This is a genomic window from uncultured Lutibacter sp. (assembly GCF_947495725.1).
Lineage (GTDB): Bacteria > Bacteroidota > Bacteroidia > Flavobacteriales > Flavobacteriaceae > Lutibacter.
In genome coordinates, this window is the sequence record NZ_CANLZZ010000007.1 from 236191 (window position 1) to 254487 (window position 18297).

The window sequence follows — 18297 nt, forward strand, 5'->3', positions numbered from 1 at the left end:
TCGTCATTCTGAACATGATTCAGAATCTCATCATAATTGTTTCCAATTTTGTAAGAACTTGAATCAAGTTCGGATTGACGTATTTGTTATAAGTCATTCTCAACGGTAGTGAAGAATCTTTTTGCTCTTGACAATAAGATTCTTAATTCTGTTATCACTTCATTTAGAATGTCAATAATTGATTATTTATCCTCATGTTTGTGCTTTTCAGTCATATAATACACCAACGGAACTACCAATAATGTAAGAACTGTTGCAGTTATTGTACCACCCATTAATGAGATTGCTAGTCCTTGAAAAATAGGATCGAACAATATTACAAATGCTCCAATTACAACTGTACCAGCAGTTAATAAAATAGGTGTAGTTCTAACAGCTCCGGCTTCAATAACTGCTTGTTTTAATGGTACTCCATCTTCTAAACGCAATTCAATAAAATCAATTAATAATACTGAATTACGTACCATAATTCCTGCTAAAGCAATTACACCAATCATTGATGTTGCTGTAAAGAAAGCACCTAAAACCCAGTGACCTAACATAATTCCAACCATAGAAAGTGGTATAGCAACCAGCATTACTAATGGTGCTTTAAAGTTTTGGAACCAACCAACAATTAATAAGTAAATTACAAATATTGCAACCGCAAAAGCAGCTCCTAAATCTCTAAATACTTCAAAAGTAATTTGCCATTCTCCATCCCATTTTACAGTATAATCATCTTCGTGTTCTGGCTGTTGATTAAATTCCTCGTTTAATTTATAACCATTTGGTATTTTAATTTCACCCAGGCGGTCACTCATATTTAAAATTCCATAAACAGGACTTTCTAATTTTCCTGCCATATCAGCTACAACATAAACAACACGTTTTTGGTTTTTACGATAAATTGTTTTGTCTCTTACTTTTTCTTCAATTTTAATTAAGTCTCCTATTGGAATTGCCATTCCACTTTGCGAAATTACTTTTACTTGCTTAATATCATTTAAAGATGATTTTTCCTTTTCATCAAATGCTAATACTAAACCAACTTGGTTATTGGCAGATTCTTTATATAATGTTGAAATTGGTTGCTCTGAAAGCGCCATTTTTAGTGTAGCCACAATTTGTTGTGGAGCAACCCCATTTAACATTGCTTTTTCTTTATCAATTACAAAATTGTATTCTGTTTGATCGGCTTCAATCATATCATCAACATCAACAATATCGTCTGTTGTGGCAACAATGTGTTCTAATTGTTTAGCTATTTTAATTTGCTCTTCATAATCTGGTCCATATACTTCTGCTACAATTGTAGAAAGTACTGGTGGTCCTGGCGGAACTTCAACTAATTTTACATTGGCATTAAATCGTTTTCCAATTGCTTGTATATCTGCTCTTAATTTTTTAGCAACATCATGACTTTGTTCTGATCGTAATGATTTATCTACCAAATTTACTTGAATATCTGCCATATTAGAACCTCCACGTAAGTCGTAATGACGAACTAAACCATTAAATGTAATTGGTGCTGAAGTACCAACAAAACTTTGGTAATTATCAACTTCGGGTCTTTGTGATAAATAATTTGCAATTTCTAGAGTAACGGCTGATGTGTTTTCTAATGTTGTTCCTTCGGGCATATCTACAACCACTTGAAATTCATTTTTATTATCAAATGGCAACATTTTTACCGCAACTCCTTTTGTATAAAACAATGCTAATGAACCTATTAAAAGTAAGAATGTAAACCCTAAAAATCCCCAACGTTTTACCTTATTTTCAATTAAAGGTTTTTCAAACTTATTGTATATTCTATAAATTAAAGAAGTTTCTAAACCGGCTTCTTCTTTATTCTCTTGCGTTTCTTTTTCTCTTAAAATATAGTAACCTAAGTAAGGTGTAATTGTTAATGCTACAAATAAAGAAATAATCATAGCAATTGAAGCTCCAATTGGCATCGGGCTCATGTAAGGCCCCATTAAACCAGAGACAAACGCCATTGGTAATACCGATGCAATTACTGTAAAAGTTGCTAAAATTGTTGGGTTTCCAACTTCGTTAATAGCATATAAAGCAGCTTGCTTAAAAGGTAATCGCCTCATTTTAAAATGCCTATGCATATTTTCGGCAATAATAATGGAGTCATCCACCACAATACCGGTTACAAATACTAAGGCAAATAATGTAATTCTGTTTAATGTATAATCTAGCATATAGTAGCTAAACAACGTCATAGCAAATGTAATTGGAACTGAAAGAAAAACTACCAATCCACCTCGCCAGCCCATTGCTAACATAACTACAATAGTAACGGCTAAAATGGATCCAATTAAGTGCATTAACAATTCTGAAACTTTGTGTGAGGCTGTTTCACCATAATTACGTGTAACTGTCATATGCACATCATTAGGCAATAAGTCTTGCTTTAAATGTTCAACTTTACCTAAGATTTTTTCTGAAATTTTCATTGCGTCAGCTCCTTTTCTTTTCCCTATAGAAATAGTAACAGCTGGATATTCAGAATTAAAAGTGTTCGATAATTCGTTAGCTTTTCCATAACCAAAAGACACATATTCTTTTGGAATCTCAGGTCCATCAGAAATGTTAGCAATTTGCTTTAAATATATTGGTTGATTTTGTTGTACACCAACTACTAAATTTTCAACATCTTCAACACTTGTCAAAAAGTTACCCGTGTTTACAAGATATTCAGTATTATTCTTATCAAAACTACCAGAAGTTAACTGTTGGTTATTTGCTTGTATTTTTTGAGTAATACTTAACATATCCAAACCACTTTCGGCCATTTTATCTTTATCTAAAACTACACGAACTTGGCGATTTCTTCCTCCAATTGTTTTAGTAATAGCAACATCATTTATTTTTTCAATTTCACTAGTTAACTCGTTTGCGACTTGTTTTAATTGATAATCATCATAATTTTCACTCCACAAAGTTAAGGCTAACATTGGTACATCATCAATTGCTCTTGTTTTTACCAATGGAATTGAAACGCCTTGCGGCATTTGATCCATATGCTTCATAATTTCGTTATAAAGCTTAACAAATGAGCGTTCGATATCTTCGCCTACATAAAATTGCACAATTAACATTGCTTGCTCATTCATAGAAGTTGAATAAACATATTCAATACCTTTTATATTAGATACAATTTTTTCTAAAGGATTTATAACTCTAGACTCAACCTCTTGCGGACTTGCCCCTGGATAACTAACAAAAATATCAGCAATTGGAACATCAATTTGAGGTTCTTCTTCTCTTGGAATCAAAAATGAACTATATACACCAATTACCATAAACATAATCATGAGTAAAATGGTCAGTTTTGAATTAATAAATACTTTGGCAATACTACCAGCTAATCCTTCCTTCATAATTATTGGATATTAAGTTTTGCTCCATTTACTAATTTTCCTTCTGCAGTTAAAACAAATTTGTCATTTGGAGATAAACCTGATAAAACCTCTGTATAATCACCAAATTCTTTTCCTAATCTTAACCAACGTAATAAAGCTGTATTACTTTCACTAACAACATAGACTCCTCTTAACTCTCCTCGGTAAATTATTGAAGTTGTAGGAATTAAAATTGCTGACGATTTATTTGAATTACTCGACGAAAACTGAACAGAAGCAAACATTCCCGAAAGCAATTTAACATCACTTTCCTCTAATAGTACTTTTACCATGTATTGACCTCCTGTATTTTTTGCCGATGAACTAACTTCAGTTACTTTTCCTTTAATTATATCATTGGTAGATTTTATTAAAACGTTTGCCGTAGCTCCATTTTTTATTGAAGTAATTTCGTTTTCAGGAACCATTGCCATGACTTGAAATTTACCAGGTGTTTCAACACTAATTAACGGCATTCCTGGATTTGCCATATCACCTTTATTAATAAACTTCCCTGTAACAACTCCGCTAAATGGAGATGTAATGTTAGAATATGAAAGTTGAGCATTAACTTGATTTTTCATTTGAGTTGCTGCTTCTAAGCGGGCTTTTGCCATTTCATAATTGGCAGTTATATCGTCCATTTCTTTTTGCGATGCACTTTTCTCTTCAAACAGTGCTTTAAAACGATTGTAGTCTTTTTCAGCATTTTTTAAGGCAGCTTCTGCCTCAGCTATTGAAGCATTAACTTGTGCTTTTTGAGCGTTTATATCTGCACTGTTAATGCTTACCAATAACTGTCCTTTTGTAACCTTTTGACCAACTTTTACATGAACATTTGTAACATAACCCATCATACGCGTACTTAAATTTGCATTTTGTACAGCTTCTACTTTTCCACTTGCAGTAATAAATGATTCACTTTCTGTTTTTGGACTACTTACTGTTACATTAACAGTTGTTCTATTATCTGCTGATGTTACTTTTTCTTTGCCACAACTATAAATAAAAAACAGGGTTGTTATAAATAATATTTTAGTAATTGTTTTCATATGAATGATTTTTTAAATCTTAATTTTTTTAGTTTTAATTTGTTAGAAATTTCACGTATTCTTTGGTGAAATTATAATTGAATACCGTTTGAAGATATTCTAATTGTTTTTGTAAGTATTGTGTTTCAGAAATTAATAAATCTGAAGATTTTTCTAAACCTTGTTTAAATCGGTTAGTTCTAATTCTAAGAGCTTCTTCAGATTGTTCAACGGCCAATTTTGTTAATCGCATACTGTTTTCAGCATCTTTTAATTGACGTTTAGATTTATTAAACTCTAAATTACTTTTACTTTTATATTCATCTAAACTTAAGCTAGCCTTATCCAATTCGGCTTTACTTTTTTGAGTTTTTCCAATTCTTTTAAATCCTTCGAACAAATTCCAAGATAGTTGTGCTCCAACTAAATAACCGCTTGCATTTCCGCTAAGTATTTTATCATCATACAATTGATAACTTCCGAAAGCATTTAAAGTAGGTAAATAACTCATTTTTGAAGCTTTATACATGTTTTGAAAAGCATCTGTACTTTTTTCCATTGCTTCAATATCTGGTCTATTATTTGAAATTTGATTGTTATATACATCCAAGTTTACTTCCGAAACTAATGTTGTACTTGGCTTTAATGTTTGGTTTAAATCTTCACCCATTAAAAAGTGAATATAATCTGAAGCATTTTGCACATTGCTTATTGCAGAAAGCAATTGATTCTCAACTTCGGTAACATATACTTCAACCGATAAAACATCCGATTTTTGCATATAACCTTGTTTAAAATTATTATCGGCAATTTTTTTGCTTTCAAAGGCCGTTTCTTTAGCTTTCTCTAAAACTTCAACTGCCTTATAAGCAAGTTGTAATTGCATATAAGCTTTTGCTACTTCAAGTTTTATAGCATCTTTTGTTCTACCAGTTTGTAATTCCATTGCTGTCATTTTTGCTTTTGCAGCTTTACGCATATAAATTCCATCTGCATTAAAAATTGGTTGTAAAACTTCTATTTTGGTTGTGAAGTTTTCAATTTTATCAGGATCATTTAATAGCTCCGGATTAAAATCTGCCGCTGTCAAAATTTCTTGATTCAACTTTGAGCCAAACGCCATTAATGGGTTATTTGTTGAAATACCCGAATGAGATACAGAAATATTTGGTAATAATATTGAATTGGTCTGATTGAATTCTGCCTTTGCAGCTTTATAATTTTGTTCAGAAATTTTAAGAGTATAATTATTTTCTAAAACCTTTTGCAATATGGCATCTTTAGAAATCTCAATTTCTTGTTGCGCCTTTAAATTTAATAAAGTTAGTAACAAAGTTGTTGCCAATAAAACATATTTTCTTTGCATTTTTTGTTTCTTTTAGTTTGAAGCAAAAGTACTTTAGTAAAAGAGCATCAAAGGCAATTTTTATTACACTGTTATGTAACAAATATTGCTAACCGTTTACATTAGTAAACTATGAGAACTTTAAAAAAAGAATTAAAGTTGACAACCCGTTTATTAAATATTCAATACAATGGCAGTAATTATAACTAATTATCAAAATTTAAACTTATAAATTGTTTATTTTAAAAACTTTACAATTTTATATAAATCACTTTTTCAATTATTCTTTGTTTATTAATAGGTAGGACATATTTTTTGTAAATTTGCAGCACTTAAATATTTTACAATGGCAAAATTCGAAGTAAAGCTTCCAAAAATGGGTGAAAGCGTAGCGGAAGCAACAATAACTTCTTGGTTAAAGCAAGTTGGTGATAGCGTAGAACTTGACGAATCAATTGTAGGTATTGCTACTGACAAAGTAGACTCTGAAATACCAAGTGAAGTAGAAGGTACAGTAATAGATTTACTTTATGAAGTTGATAGCGTAGTAAAAGTTGGTGAAACAATAGCTATAATTGAAACTCTAGATAATGAAAATGGAACTGTAGCGGATGAAAATAATGCAATTGAAATAACAGATAATATAGAAGAAATTGAACAAGAAGTAGCTAAAACTATTGAATCCTTAAGTATTGAAAAAGTTTCTCCAAGTGGTAAATTTTTCTCACCTCTTGTAAGAAATATTGCCGAAACTGAAGGTATATCAATGGACGAATTAGAATCTATTATTGGTACTGGAATGGATAATAGAGTAACCAAAAACGATATTTTAGCGTATTTAAAATCTGGTAAAAATTCTAAAAAAGAAACAGCCAAAAAAATTGAAGATAAAAAACCGATCGTAATTACTACTGCCAAAGAAATTACACCTTCAAAATTAGAAGTTAAAGCGGCTCCTGTTTCAGTTAATGGAGATGATGAAATAATTGAAATGAGTAGAATGGGTAAAATGATTGCACATCATATGGTACAATCTGTACAAACCTCAGCTCATGTTCAATCATTTATTGAAGTTGATGTTACAAATATTGTAAAATGGAGAGAAAACATTAAAGATAAATACTTTGCACGTGAGGGAGAAAAAATAACCTACACTCCTATTTTTATGCAAGCTGTAGCAAAAGTAATTAAGAACTTTCCAATGATTAATATTTCTGTTAATGGAGACAAAATAATTAAAAGAAAAGCTATTAATTTAGGAATGGCAGCTTCATTAGCCGATGGTAATTTAATTGTTCCTGTAATTAAAAATGCAGACCAGTTAAATTTGGTTGGAATGACAAAAGCTGTTAATGATTTAGCAAATAGAGCCCGTAGCGGACAGCTAAAACCCGATGAAATTCAAGATGGAACTTATACTGTTACAAACGTTGGTAGTTTTGGAAGTGTATTTGGAACTCCTATTATTAATCAACCACAAGTTGCCATTTTAGCATTAGGAGCAGTTAGAAAAGTTCCGGCCGTAATTGAAACCGCTGAAGGAGATTTTATTGGAATAAGGCATAAAATGTTTATTTCACATTCTTATGACCATAGAGTTGTAAATGGTGCTTTAGGAGGAATGTTTATAAAAGAAGTTAAAGATTATTTAGAATCTTGGAACGTAAATTCTGAATTTTAGTTTAAAAAATCCATCATTTAAACTAAATGTTTTCTAAAAGCAATTAATTCTCAGCATCTTAAAATATTAAAACAAGTTATGTATTTTAATTTTTGTCTATTTTAAAATAGCCGCATTTTAAACAGTTTTTTTAATTAATTCTTTACCTTCTTTACTACATATTGGATCTTTATAAAGGCTAAAAATAAAAAATATGATTGATTCTATTAAATTTATTGATTACCTAAATTTTATTAAAGAAGCGTTAATAAATAAGGGTGTTTCTGATTTTTGGGCTGAGACTATAAATTTAATAATTGTACTTAGTTTAATTATTTTAACTGCATATTTTTTGGATAGAGTATTAAGAAAAGTCATTATTAAGTCATTTGATGTTTTCTCAGTAAAAACAATAACAACTTTTGACGATTTTTTAGTGCAAAGTAAATTTTCTAGATATTTTGCACATATCATACCTCTATTATTTTTAAAAGGTCTAGTACCCTTAGTTTTAAAAGATTTTCCATTCTTATTAAAAAGTTTTAATAATGTTATAAATATTTATGCTGTTGTTCTATTTGTAAAAATTATTAGAAGTTTTTTAAGATCTACGCATAAGTATTTAAGAACTAAAGAGCGTTATAAAGACAAACCTTTAGAAAGTTATGTGCAAGTTGTAATGATTTTTTTATGGGGTCTAGCAACCTTCTTTATTGTTTATCAAATAACAGGAAGAGATATTTTAAGTTTTGCAACATTAGGAGCAGCATCTGCTGTAATTTTGTTAATTTTTAAAGATACAATTTTAGGTTTTGTAGCTTCTATCCAGGTTTCAGTTAATGACATTGTACGAATTGGTGATTGGATTGTGTACGCTAAATTTGGTGCAGACGGTACCGTAACGGATATTAATTTAGCAACAGTTCGTGTTCAAAACTGGGATAATACATTTACCACCATACCAACGTATAGTTTAATTTCAGATTCTTTTCAAAATTGGAGAGGAATGGAAGAATCTGGAGGAAGAAGAATAAAAAGAGCTGTATTAATTAAGCAATCTTCAATAAAATTTTTAACTGAAAAAGAAATTGATGACTTAAAAAAAATACATTTAGTAACGGAATATCTTGAATTTAAAAGTAAAGAAATTACTGAACACAATAAAAAAATAAATGCTGATAAGTCTGTTTTAATAAATGGACTTAACTTAACTAATTTTGGTGTTTTTAGAAAGTACCTAGATTTATATTTAGAACAAAATTCTTCTGTAAGTAAAGATTTGTTTTCTATGGTAAGGCAGTTAGCTCCAACCTCAAAAGGTATTCCTTTAGAAATTTATTGTTTTAGCAGTAATAAACAATGGGCTAATTATGAAGTAATAATGGCAGATATTTTTGACCATGTAATTGCAGCAATTCCTTACTTTGATTTAGAAGTTTTTGAAGAACCCACTGGAAAAGATTTACATTCGTTTGTAAAATAAATTAATAAATAACTCGTATTTTAAACACTATTACTGCTTTAAAATATAATTAAAGATTAAACTGAGCTACAGCAATTACTTTTAAATCTTAAACAAAAAAAAGAGTGTGCAACAATTGCACACTCTTTTTTGTTTTATTCTTATTTAGAATTAAACATAAAATTTAATTATAAATAGAATTGCAATAATGTACATTATAGGTTTAATATCTTTAAATTTCCCTGTAAGTATCTTTAGTAAAACATATGATAGCATACCAAATACAATTCCTTCAGCAATACTATATGTTAAAGGCATCATTATAATGGTAAAGAATGCTGGAATAGCTTCCGTAAAATCAGTTAAATCGATTTTCATTATTGGAGAAATCATAAATAACCCTACAATAATTAGTGCTGGAGCAGTTGCCGCAGCAGGAATTATCATAAATACCGGAGCAAAAAATAATGATAAAGCAAACATACCAGCAACAGTTAAGGCTGTCATACCTGTTTTACCTCCTTCGGCAACACCGGCAGCACTTTCTACATATGTTGTAACTGTTGAAGTTCCCAATATTGCACCAACAAAAGTTCCTATTGAATCTGCAAATAATGCTTGTTTTACTCTTGGCACTCTACCTTCTTTATCTAACATTCCCGATTTTGAAGATACTCCAACCAAAGTTCCAACGGTATCAAACATATCAACAAATAAAAATGTGAATAACACCAACAACATGTCTATTGTAAATATTTGAGAAAAATCGAATTTAAAGAAAATTGGTTCAATTGATGGAGGTAAACTAACAAATGTAAAGTTCTCTGGAATAACTGTAACTCCAACAAATAAACCTATTATAGTTGATACTAAAATACCTATTAAAATAGCTCCTTTTACTTTTTTAGTTAAAAGAACTCCAATTAAAATTACACCTGCTAAACCAACATAAACTGCCGGATTTTTCATATCGCCTAATTGCACTAATGTTGCAGGGTTATCAGAAATTAATCCAGTTCCTTTTAATCCAATAAAAGCAATAAATAGTCCAATACCAACTGATACGGCGTGTTTTAAATTTAACGGAATAGAATTTACAATTAATTCTCTAATATTAAATGCCGTTAATAATATAAAAATAATACCTTCTAGGAAAACTGCTGTTAAAGCAAATTCCCAAGAATATCCCATTCCTAATACAACTGTAAATGCAAAAAAGGCATTTAAACCCATACCTGGCGCCAAGGCAAATGGTAATTTAGCAACTAAAGCCATAACTAAAGTAGCAATTACGGCAGATAAAGCTGTTGCAGTAAATACTGCATCTTTGTCCATTCCTGCGGCACTTAATATACTCGGGTTTACAGCTAATATATACACCATTGTCATAAATGTTGTAATACCTGCAATAACCTCAGTTTTTAAAGTTGATTTGTTTTCTGTTATTTTAAAAAATTTATCTAACATAATCTAGTTTTTAAATATTCCATTTAACACCTAATGTAGGTCTTCCTTTAATTGCATCGCTTCCACCTCCAAAATTTGATGAAATCTCAAGTTCTCCACCAACAGAAAAACTTTTATTTAAATGATACCATAATTGAGGTTCTGCTAAAAATACATTTATATCTGTATAACCAAAAGCAAAATCTCCTTTTTCAGACCAAAAATCTGCAAAACCAGAACATGTTAATTTATCGGCAATAATATTCCAATACCAAGTAGCAGTTACTTGAAAATTTCCTTCACCTGCACCAGTAAAAGCTTTATAACCTGCATATGTTGAGAATCCCCATTTTGCATTTCCCTTACTATAGTTAGCTCCAAAAATCCAAGCTTCTGGAATTGTAAAACTATTTGTATGACCTGCATTATATTCAACATGTAAACCAACTGGCATTTTTTCAGTTTTTAATACACGAGCTATTTCATAATAAGCTAAGCTTGTTCCTGCTGCTGCATTGTAATCAAAATCTATAAAAGTAAATGTATTACCGTACTTATCTGGTTTAAACATTTCAAATGTTGTAGTTAAATGTCCTCTTTCAAAATCGTTATGCAATTGAAAATTTTGAGAAGTAACAGATACAGTCACTAAAATTGTAAAAAGAGTAATTAGATGTTTCATTGTGTTGATTAGTTAATGTTTATAAAAAAATTAAGGTGCAAAAATACTACAAAACAGACAATTTAATCTTATTATTTAAAAACTATTTTTAACATACAATTAACAATTTTCTAATTTATTTTGATTCTAAATACTAGACAATAAATTTTCCTTATTTTAAACCCTAACTTTTTTATAAAACTGTAAAATACAGCCATAATAAATTAAACCTTTAAACATAAATTACCATAATTGATCTTTTTCATTTAATACATTAAAAAATCAATAAGATTTAAAAATCAATTGATAATCAAGCATATAATGCTTAAATTTAAGGTAAAATCCATAAAATATGAAACGGTCAAGTCTTTTACCAGTTCTTTGGGGATTTCAACAAAAACACGGTTATATTTCCAATAACACAATTACTGAAATTGCAAAAAAATTAAATGTTTCAAAAATTGAAATAGAAGGTGTGGTAACTTTTTATCATTTCCTTCACTCAAAACCAACAGGAAAATACATTATATATCTCAACAATAGCATTGTTTCAGAATTTAAAGGCTTTAACCAAGTTAAAAGTGCTTTTGAAAAAGAAACAGGTGGCACTTTTGGAATTTATGATAAAAATCCAATGTTTTCATTGTTCGAAACTTCATGTATTGGTTTAAGTGATAAAGAACCGGCTGCTCTAATTAATTCATCACCATTTACAAATTTAACACCTAAAAAAGTAAGTAGTCTAATTAATCATTTAAAAGGTGGAGGAAAACTAACTGATATTGAAGACAATCCTACCAGTAAAATTCAATATAAACCTACAGAAGATAAAACTATATTTTTTAGAAATTATTCCTTAGGTAATACAATAACTAAATTAAAACACCTAAAACCAAATGAAGTTTTAAAAGAAATAGAAAAGGCCGATGTTTCCGGTCGTGGAGGTGCATTTTTCCCAACAGCTACTAAATGGCAATATTCAAAAAATAGTGCAACCAATAAAAAGTATATTATTTGTAATGCTGATGAAGGTGAGCCCGGAACTTTTAAAGACAAGGCTTTATTAAATTATGCCCCAGGATTAGTTTTAGAAGGAATGGTAACGGCTGCATATGTAAGTGGTGCCCAAAAAGGAATAATTTATTTACGTGCTGAATACAATTATTTAGTACCTAAAATTGAAAAAACTATCAATAAATTTTACACTAATGGTTTTTTAGGGAAAAATATTGCCAACATTAAGAATTTCAATTTTGATATTGAAGTATTTCTAGGAGCCGGAGCCTATGTTTGTGGGGCAGAAACAGCTTTAATTGAATCGCTAGAAGGCAAACGTGGAGAACCTAGAATTCGAAAATATTTCCCAACACATATAGGTTATAACAATAAATCAACCATTGTAAATAATGTTGAAACTTTGGCTTTAGCTGCAAGAGTTATAGAGTTAGGAAGTAATTTCTTTCAAAAAATTGGCACTTCTAAAAGCAAGGGAACCAAATTATTAAGTGTTTCTGGAGATGTTGCAAAACCAGGAATTTATGAAGTTGAATGGGGAACTTCCATAAACCAACTTATTAGTATGGAAATGGCCCAAGCAACAGCTCCAAATTACGTTCAAATTAGTGGACCTTCTGGTGAATGCATTAACAAAAATGAATTTCACAGAAAAATATCTAAAGAAGATTTAGCGTGTGGTGGATCTATAATGATTTTTAACAAGTATAGAAGTATCATACAAATTATAGAGAATTTCACTCATTTCTTTAAAACAGAATCTTGCGGAAGTTGCACACCTTGTAGAGCTGGAAATCAAATTTTAATTGAGAAAATAAAAAAAATAAAAAAGGGAATTGCCTCAAGTGAAGACCTAAATCAAATTAAAGAATTAGGTGAAATTATGAAATTAACCAGTAGATGCGGACTTGGGCAATATGCAGCCAATACATTTATCTCGGCAATAGATAAATTTCAAGAATACTTTAACTTAAAAGTTTTTGTTTGCGAAGAAGATTGCAATATTGAATTTGATATGGAAGCCGCAGTTTTTGAATACGATAATATTATTCAAAGCACACAAAATTAAAGATTTAATTATATTATATTTTACATATAGTTTAAAATATACGATTCTTTACATCGTGTTTTTAAATAAAAATCATAATTAATATGGCATTATTGATTTTTCAACAAACAAATCTAATAAAGAAACATTACTTTTTATTAATACTTAATTATAAAAACAACAAAATATTGACAAAACAAAAGTACCTGCTAGAAAGATTTTAAAAATACTCAAATCGTTCGAAAACGTTTGAAATCATATATTTCAAGCTAAAAACTTCGTAACTTTAATTGTATCAAATTTTTATCACATGGACAGAACATTGTTATTAAATAAACTTTGGGAATATCAACACAAATTTGGTTTTGTTTCAAAAAGTGCTATTGAAACTATTTCGAAAGAATTAAATGTATCAACCATAGAAATTGAAAGCGTGGTATCCTTCTATCATTTTTTTCATAACCAACCTACCGAAAAAAATATTATTTATTTAAATAATAGCATTATTTCCGATTTAAAAGGATTTGAAAATGTTAAGGCTACAATTGAAAAAGAAACTGGTTGCAATTTTGGCGATTATGGCAATTCAGAATTTTCTTTATTTGAAACCTCTTGTATTGGAATGAGTGATCAAGAACCTGCGGCTTTAATAAATTTTCAACCTTTTACAGATTTAACCCCAAATAAGGTTAGAAAAATTATTACTAAAATTAAAAATGGCGAAAATGTAAAAGATTTTGCTAGTAAAACCATTAGTAAAATTCAATTCACACCCGAAGATGATAAAACAATTATTTTTAGAAATTATGAATTAGGTAAAAGTATAAAAGAAGGAATAAAATTTACACCTCAAGAAATAATTGATAAAATATATAAGTCCAAACTAAAAGGCTGTGGTGGTGCATTTTTTGATGTTGGCTACAAATGGCAATCTTGTAAAAGTAATGAAGATACCGAAAAGTACATTATTTGCAATGCTGATGAAGGAGAACCTGGAACATTTAAAGATCGTGCGGTATTACAACATATACCAGGTTTGGTAATTGAAGGCATGGTTTTAGCTGGTTATGCAACTGGTGCCAAGGAAGGGATTATTTATTTACGTGCCGAGTATCAATTTTTTAAACAAAAATTAGACGATTTAATAAATGAATTTTACAATCAAAATTTTTTAGGAAAAAACATTCAAAAAATTGAAGGTTTTGATTTTGATATAAGAATTCAATTAGGGGCTGGCTCCTATGTTTGTGGTGCCGCTTCTGCCTTAATAGAATCAATGGAAGGCCGCAGAGGAGAACCGCCAGTACGTATGTGGAGTGCAACAAAACACGGCTTTAAACATAAACCAACAGTAGTAAATAATGTAGAATCTTTAGCCTATGCTTCAAGAATTATAGAACTTGGCGAAGATTTTTTCCTAAGTATAGGAACTAAGGAAACTCCAGGTACAAAACTAATTAGTATTTCTGGTGATGTTGCCAAACCTGGAATTTATGAAATTGAATATGGGACATCAATTAGAGAATTATTAGGTATAGAAATGAGCCAAGCAACTGCTCCATATTATGTGCAAGTTAGCGGACCATCAGGAGAATGCGTTTCTCCAGCTGAATTCGATCGAAAAATTTGTATGGAAGATATTCTATGTGGTGGTAGTTTTATGGTATTTAATCGTACACGAGATATTTTACATATACTACGCAACTTTATGGAGTTTTTTAAAGAAGAATCGTGTGGGGTTTGTACACCGTGTAGAGCTGGTAATTTTATTCTAAATGAAAAAGTTAAAAAGATGCAGCGTGGTTTAGCTTCAAATGACGATGTTAATGAAATTAAAGAATGGGGTAATATAATTAAACTTTCTAGCAGATGTGGTTTGGGAAAATCCTCTCCAAATTCATTAATATATTCCATTGATAAGTTTAAAGAATATTTTAATCTAAAAATTCCACCTTCAAACGAATCCCAAAATGTAGAATTTGATATGGAAAATGCCATACACGAATTTGATAGTATAATTAAAGATACACAACTTTAAAGATTGTAAAATGAAAGAAGTAACATTTAAAATAGACGGAAGAGATTGTAAAGCCGAAAAAGGCCAAAACCTAATAGAAGCTGCCAAACAAAACGGAATATTTATTCCTACTTTATGTTATTTCAAACATTTAAATCCGTTAGGAAGTTGTAGGGTTTGTACGGTTAAACAAAACGGTAGAACAATTGCTGGATGCACAGTTTCTATTGATGACGGAATGGATATTGAAGTAAACACTCCTGAATTATTAGATGCTCGAAAAGCTATTTTAGAAATGATGTTTGTTGAAGGAAACCACTTCTGCCCTTCTTGCGAAAAAAGTGGAGATTGTCAAATGCAAAATTTAGGTTACGAAACAGGAATTCGTTATACCCGATTTCCTCACTTATTTGTAGACAGAATTGTTGATGCTCGTCCAGAACGCATAGTTGTAAATCAAAACCGCTGTATTAAATGCAAGCGCTGTATTGAAGAAGTTATAACAAATGATGGTTATAAAGTTTTTAACTTTACAAATAGAGGAAATCAAACATTAGTATCTGTTGATTATGAACAAGAAGCTAAACTTTCAGAATCTCAAGCAGAACATGCCATGCATATTTGTCCAACAGGTTCTATTTTAGTAAAAGGAAAATCGTTTGGAAAACCTTTTGGAGATCGACAATTTGATAATTCAAATGCTAATAAAAACATTCCGTTAACTGATATTAAGAAGCATAAAACAACCAACCTAAAGAAAAAACGGATTGCAACAACCTCATTAGCTGGTTGCTTCGGATGCCACATGTCCTTATTAGATATAGATTTAGGTATTTTAGATGTAATTGAATTGGTAGAATTTAACAAATCTCCTTTAACTGATATTAAAAAATTTTCTGACCGTTGTGATATTGGTTTAATTGAAGGAGGCTGCTGTAACACCGATAATATTGAAGTTCTTCGTGAATTTAGAAAAAACTGTGATGTTTTAGTTTCTGTTGGAGAATGTGCAATTTGGGGTGGACTTCCAGCAATAAGAAATACTGTTCCTTTAGAAGAATGTTTACGTGAAGCTTATTTAGATTCTCTTACAAGTGAAGAAGATGAAACAGTAATACCAAACCATGAAGATATACCAAAAATTTTAAACAAAGTATACTCTAACCACGAGGTTGTTAAAATAGATTATCATATTCCTGGTTGCCCTCCAAACGCAAACCACATTTGGAATGTTGTAAAAAACATTCTTTTTGAAGAGGAATATTCTATTTCCTATCCAGAATTTAAATACGACTAACTTTTAAAAACTAACAAAATGAGCAAAAGAAAAATAGTAATAGAACCCGTTACTCGTGTTGAAGGTCATGGAAAAGTTACCATTAAAATGAATGAAAAAGGTCAGGTTGAAGATGCCTTTTTACATATAGTTGAATTTAGAGGTTTTGAAAAATTTATTCAAGGTCATCCATACTGGGAGGCACCTGTGCTTGTACAACGTTTATGTGGAATTTGCCCTGTTAGTCATCACATTGCAGCTGCAAAAGCTATTGACCAATTAGTTGGAGTAGATCCAGAAAATTTATCGCCAACAGCTACAAAATTGCGTAAATTATTACATTATGGACAAGTTTTTCAATCACATTCATTACATTTTTTTTATTTAGCATCACCCGATTTATTATTTGGAATAAATGCCCCTGCCGAAAAAAGAAATATTGTTGCAGTCGCAGAATCTAATCAAGAATTAGCTAAAAAAGGAATTTTAATGCGAAAATTCGGTCAAGAAATTATTAAAGCTTTGGCTGGAAAAAAGATACATGGAATATTAGCCGTTCCTGGTGGTGTTCATAAAACTTTTACAAAAGAAGAACGTGAATATTTTTTAGATGGAAAACAGATTCCAAGTGTTGATACTATGATCGAATGGTCAAAAGAAATAATTAACTTCATAAAAACCTATCACGCTGAAAATGCAAATTGGATTGATAGTTTTGCTAAATACCCTTCTAACCATTTAGGTTTAGTGGATCAAGAAACTGGAGCACTAGAATTATATGATGGTCGTTTACGCTCTATTGATTCAGAAGGAAATGAATTATTAAATATTGAAGATATTGAATATCGATACCATTTTAAAGAAGCAGTTGAACCTTGGTCATATTTAAAATTCCCATATATGACAAAATATGGTCGTGAAAAAGGTTGGAATCGCGTAGGGCCATTGGCAAGATTAAATACTTGCTCACATATTAATACGCCACTAGCAGAAATTGAAAGACAAATTTTTAAGTCATATACACAAAACAAACCAAATAATATGACAATGCATACGCACTGGGCTCGTTTAATCGAAATGCTTCATTGTGCAGAATTAATGAAAGAACTTCTCTTAGATGATGAATTAATGGGCAATGATTTGGTTAGAAATGGCACTCCAAGAAATAAAGGTATTGGTATTATTGAAGCTCCAAGAGGTACTTTAATTCATGAGTACCATACAGATGATAAAGGTTTAATAACAAAATGTAATTTAATTGTTTCAACAACACATAATAATGAAGCAATGAATAGAGGTGTTAGAGCGGTAGCAAATGAAGTATTAAGCGATAAACCCGAAATAACCGAACCAATGTTAAATCAGATAGAAATAGCAATTAGAGCCTACGACCCTTGTTTAAGTTGTGCTACTCACGCTTTAGGGCAAATGCCTTTAATTGTACAATTAGAAGATTCTAAAGGAAATATAATTGATGAAAGAATTAGATAATATACTTATAATTGGAATAGGAAATAATACACGCCAAGATGATGGACTTGGTTGGCGTTTTTTAGAACTTTTAGAAAAAGAAGGGTTTAATACAAGTAATATAGTGTACAAATACCAATTAATGGTTGAAGATGCCGAGTTAATTGGAGATTATAAAACAGTGGTTTTTGTAGATGCTTGTAAAACGGAACTAAAAAATGGATTTAAATTTGAAAAAATTTTTCCTTCAAAACACGTTTCTTTCTCAACTCATAATGTTCCTCCTACCCAAATTTTAAATCTATGTGAAACCTTTTATAACAAAAAACCAAAAGCATACATGTTAGCAGTCCAGGGCTATTTATGGGATATTGAGATTGGAATTAGTAAAAAAGCATCTAGAAATTTATCTAAAAGTTTTTCTCATTTTAAACTGTTAAGTCTATAGAATTACTAAATTTGCATCCTA

At 30.3% G+C, this 18297-nt stretch carries 12 protein-coding genes; 7 read left to right on the top strand and 5 right to left on the bottom strand.

The features are described 5' to 3' along the window. Positions 1–182 precede the first annotated feature (182 nt). The 3 genes from Q0776_RS16090 to Q0776_RS16100 are packed head-to-tail and all read right to left on the bottom strand — an operon-like array spanning position 183 to position 5795. A complete protein-coding gene (locus Q0776_RS16090; RefSeq protein WP_298370502.1) occupies positions 183–3377 on the bottom strand; it encodes an efflux RND transporter permease subunit in 3195 nt (1064 codons plus the stop codon). Between the two features lie 2 nt (positions 3378–3379). Then, positions 3380–4450 (bottom strand): efflux RND transporter periplasmic adaptor subunit, encoded by a 1071-nt coding sequence (locus Q0776_RS16095; RefSeq protein ID WP_298370504.1) that lies wholly within the window; start codon positions 4448–4450, stop codon positions 3380–3382. A 34-nt stretch (positions 4451–4484) separates the two neighbouring features. Continuing rightward, complete coding sequence (locus tag Q0776_RS16100) at positions 4485–5795, bottom strand: TolC family protein (protein ID WP_298370505.1); 1311 nt, start codon at positions 5793–5795, stop codon at positions 4485–4487. A 325-nt stretch (positions 5796–6120) separates the two neighbouring features. On the opposite strand from Q0776_RS16100, the gene Q0776_RS16105 reads away from it, so the two are divergent. After that, positions 6121–7455 (top strand): dihydrolipoamide acetyltransferase family protein, encoded by a 1335-nt coding sequence (locus Q0776_RS16105; protein WP_298370508.1) that lies wholly within the window; start codon positions 6121–6123, stop codon positions 7453–7455. A gap of 193 nt (positions 7456–7648) precedes the next feature. Next, complete coding sequence (locus tag Q0776_RS16110) at positions 7649–8917, top strand: mechanosensitive ion channel domain-containing protein (protein WP_298370511.1); 1269 nt, start codon at positions 7649–7651, stop codon at positions 8915–8917. Between the two features lie 150 nt (positions 8918–9067). On the opposite strand, the gene Q0776_RS16115 is transcribed toward Q0776_RS16110, so the two are convergent. Both Q0776_RS16115 and Q0776_RS16120 read right to left on the bottom strand, forming a co-directional pair. Then, a complete protein-coding gene (locus Q0776_RS16115; protein ID WP_298370514.1) occupies positions 9068–10363 on the bottom strand; it encodes an NCS2 family permease in 1296 nt (431 codons plus the stop codon). Between the two features lie 10 nt (positions 10364–10373). Then, entirely contained in the window at positions 10374–11024 is a 651-nt protein-coding gene (locus Q0776_RS16120) for a DUF5020 family protein (protein ID WP_298370516.1), read from the bottom strand. Between the two features lie 331 nt (positions 11025–11355). Between Q0776_RS16120 and Q0776_RS16125 the strand changes: the two genes are divergently transcribed. The 5 genes from Q0776_RS16125 (at position 11356) to Q0776_RS16145 (ending at position 18276) form a co-directional block, all read left to right on the top strand. Then, the gene (locus Q0776_RS16125) at positions 11356–13086 is read left to right on the top strand and encodes an NAD(P)H-dependent oxidoreductase subunit E (protein WP_298370518.1); all 1731 of its coding nucleotides are present in this window, start codon (positions 11356–11358) and stop codon (positions 13084–13086) included. A gap of 289 nt (positions 13087–13375) precedes the next feature. Beyond that, positions 13376–15103 carry an NAD(P)H-dependent oxidoreductase subunit E gene (locus Q0776_RS16130; RefSeq protein ID WP_298370520.1) on the top strand — a complete coding sequence of 576 codons (1728 nt, stop codon included), beginning with the start codon at positions 13376–13378 and terminating at the stop codon, positions 15101–15103. A 10-nt stretch (positions 15104–15113) separates the two neighbouring features. Next, positions 15114–16379: a 2Fe-2S iron-sulfur cluster-binding protein gene (locus tag Q0776_RS16135; protein ID WP_298370522.1), complete on the top strand. Its 1266-nt coding sequence runs from the start codon at positions 15114–15116 to the stop codon at positions 16377–16379. An 18-nt stretch (positions 16380–16397) separates the two neighbouring features. Then, positions 16398–17849 carry a Ni/Fe hydrogenase subunit alpha gene (locus Q0776_RS16140; RefSeq protein WP_298370524.1) on the top strand — a complete coding sequence of 484 codons (1452 nt, stop codon included), beginning with the start codon at positions 16398–16400 and terminating at the stop codon, positions 17847–17849. Further along, the gene (locus Q0776_RS16145; protein WP_298370527.1) at positions 17833–18276 is read left to right on the top strand and encodes a hydrogenase maturation protease; all 444 of its coding nucleotides are present in this window, start codon (positions 17833–17835) and stop codon (positions 18274–18276) included. The genes Q0776_RS16140 and Q0776_RS16145 overlap by 17 nt, the downstream gene beginning before the upstream one ends. Positions 18277–18297: the final 21 nt, after the last annotated feature.

Excerpts from the sequence above, each read along its gene's own strand:
- Q0776_RS16090 (WP_298370502.1), bottom strand. The coding sequence starts at position 3,377 with ATGAAGGAAGGATTAGCTGGTAGTATTGCCAAAGTATTTATTAATTCA.
- Q0776_RS16095 (WP_298370504.1), bottom strand. The coding sequence starts at position 4,450 with ATGAAAACAATTACTAAAATATTATTTATAACAACCCTGTTTTTTATT.
- Q0776_RS16100 (WP_298370505.1), bottom strand. The coding sequence starts at position 5,795 with ATGCAAAGAAAATATGTTTTATTGGCAACAACTTTGTTACTAACTTTA.
- Q0776_RS16105 (WP_298370508.1), top strand. The coding sequence starts at position 6,121 with ATGGCAAAATTCGAAGTAAAGCTTCCAAAAATGGGTGAAAGCGTAGCG.
- Q0776_RS16110 (WP_298370511.1), top strand. The coding sequence starts at position 7,649 with ATGATTGATTCTATTAAATTTATTGATTACCTAAATTTTATTAAAGAA.
- Q0776_RS16115 (WP_298370514.1), bottom strand. The coding sequence starts at position 10,363 with ATGTTAGATAAATTTTTTAAAATAACAGAAAACAAATCAACTTTAAAA.
- Q0776_RS16120 (WP_298370516.1), bottom strand. The coding sequence starts at position 11,024 with ATGAAACATCTAATTACTCTTTTTACAATTTTAGTGACTGTATCTGTT.
- Q0776_RS16125 (WP_298370518.1), top strand. The coding sequence starts at position 11,356 with ATGAAACGGTCAAGTCTTTTACCAGTTCTTTGGGGATTTCAACAAAAA.
- Q0776_RS16130 (WP_298370520.1), top strand. The coding sequence starts at position 13,376 with ATGGACAGAACATTGTTATTAAATAAACTTTGGGAATATCAACACAAA.
- Q0776_RS16135 (WP_298370522.1), top strand. The coding sequence starts at position 15,114 with ATGAAAGAAGTAACATTTAAAATAGACGGAAGAGATTGTAAAGCCGAA.
- Q0776_RS16140 (WP_298370524.1), top strand. The coding sequence starts at position 16,398 with ATGAGCAAAAGAAAAATAGTAATAGAACCCGTTACTCGTGTTGAAGGT.
- Q0776_RS16145 (WP_298370527.1), top strand. The coding sequence starts at position 17,833 with ATGAAAGAATTAGATAATATACTTATAATTGGAATAGGAAATAATACA.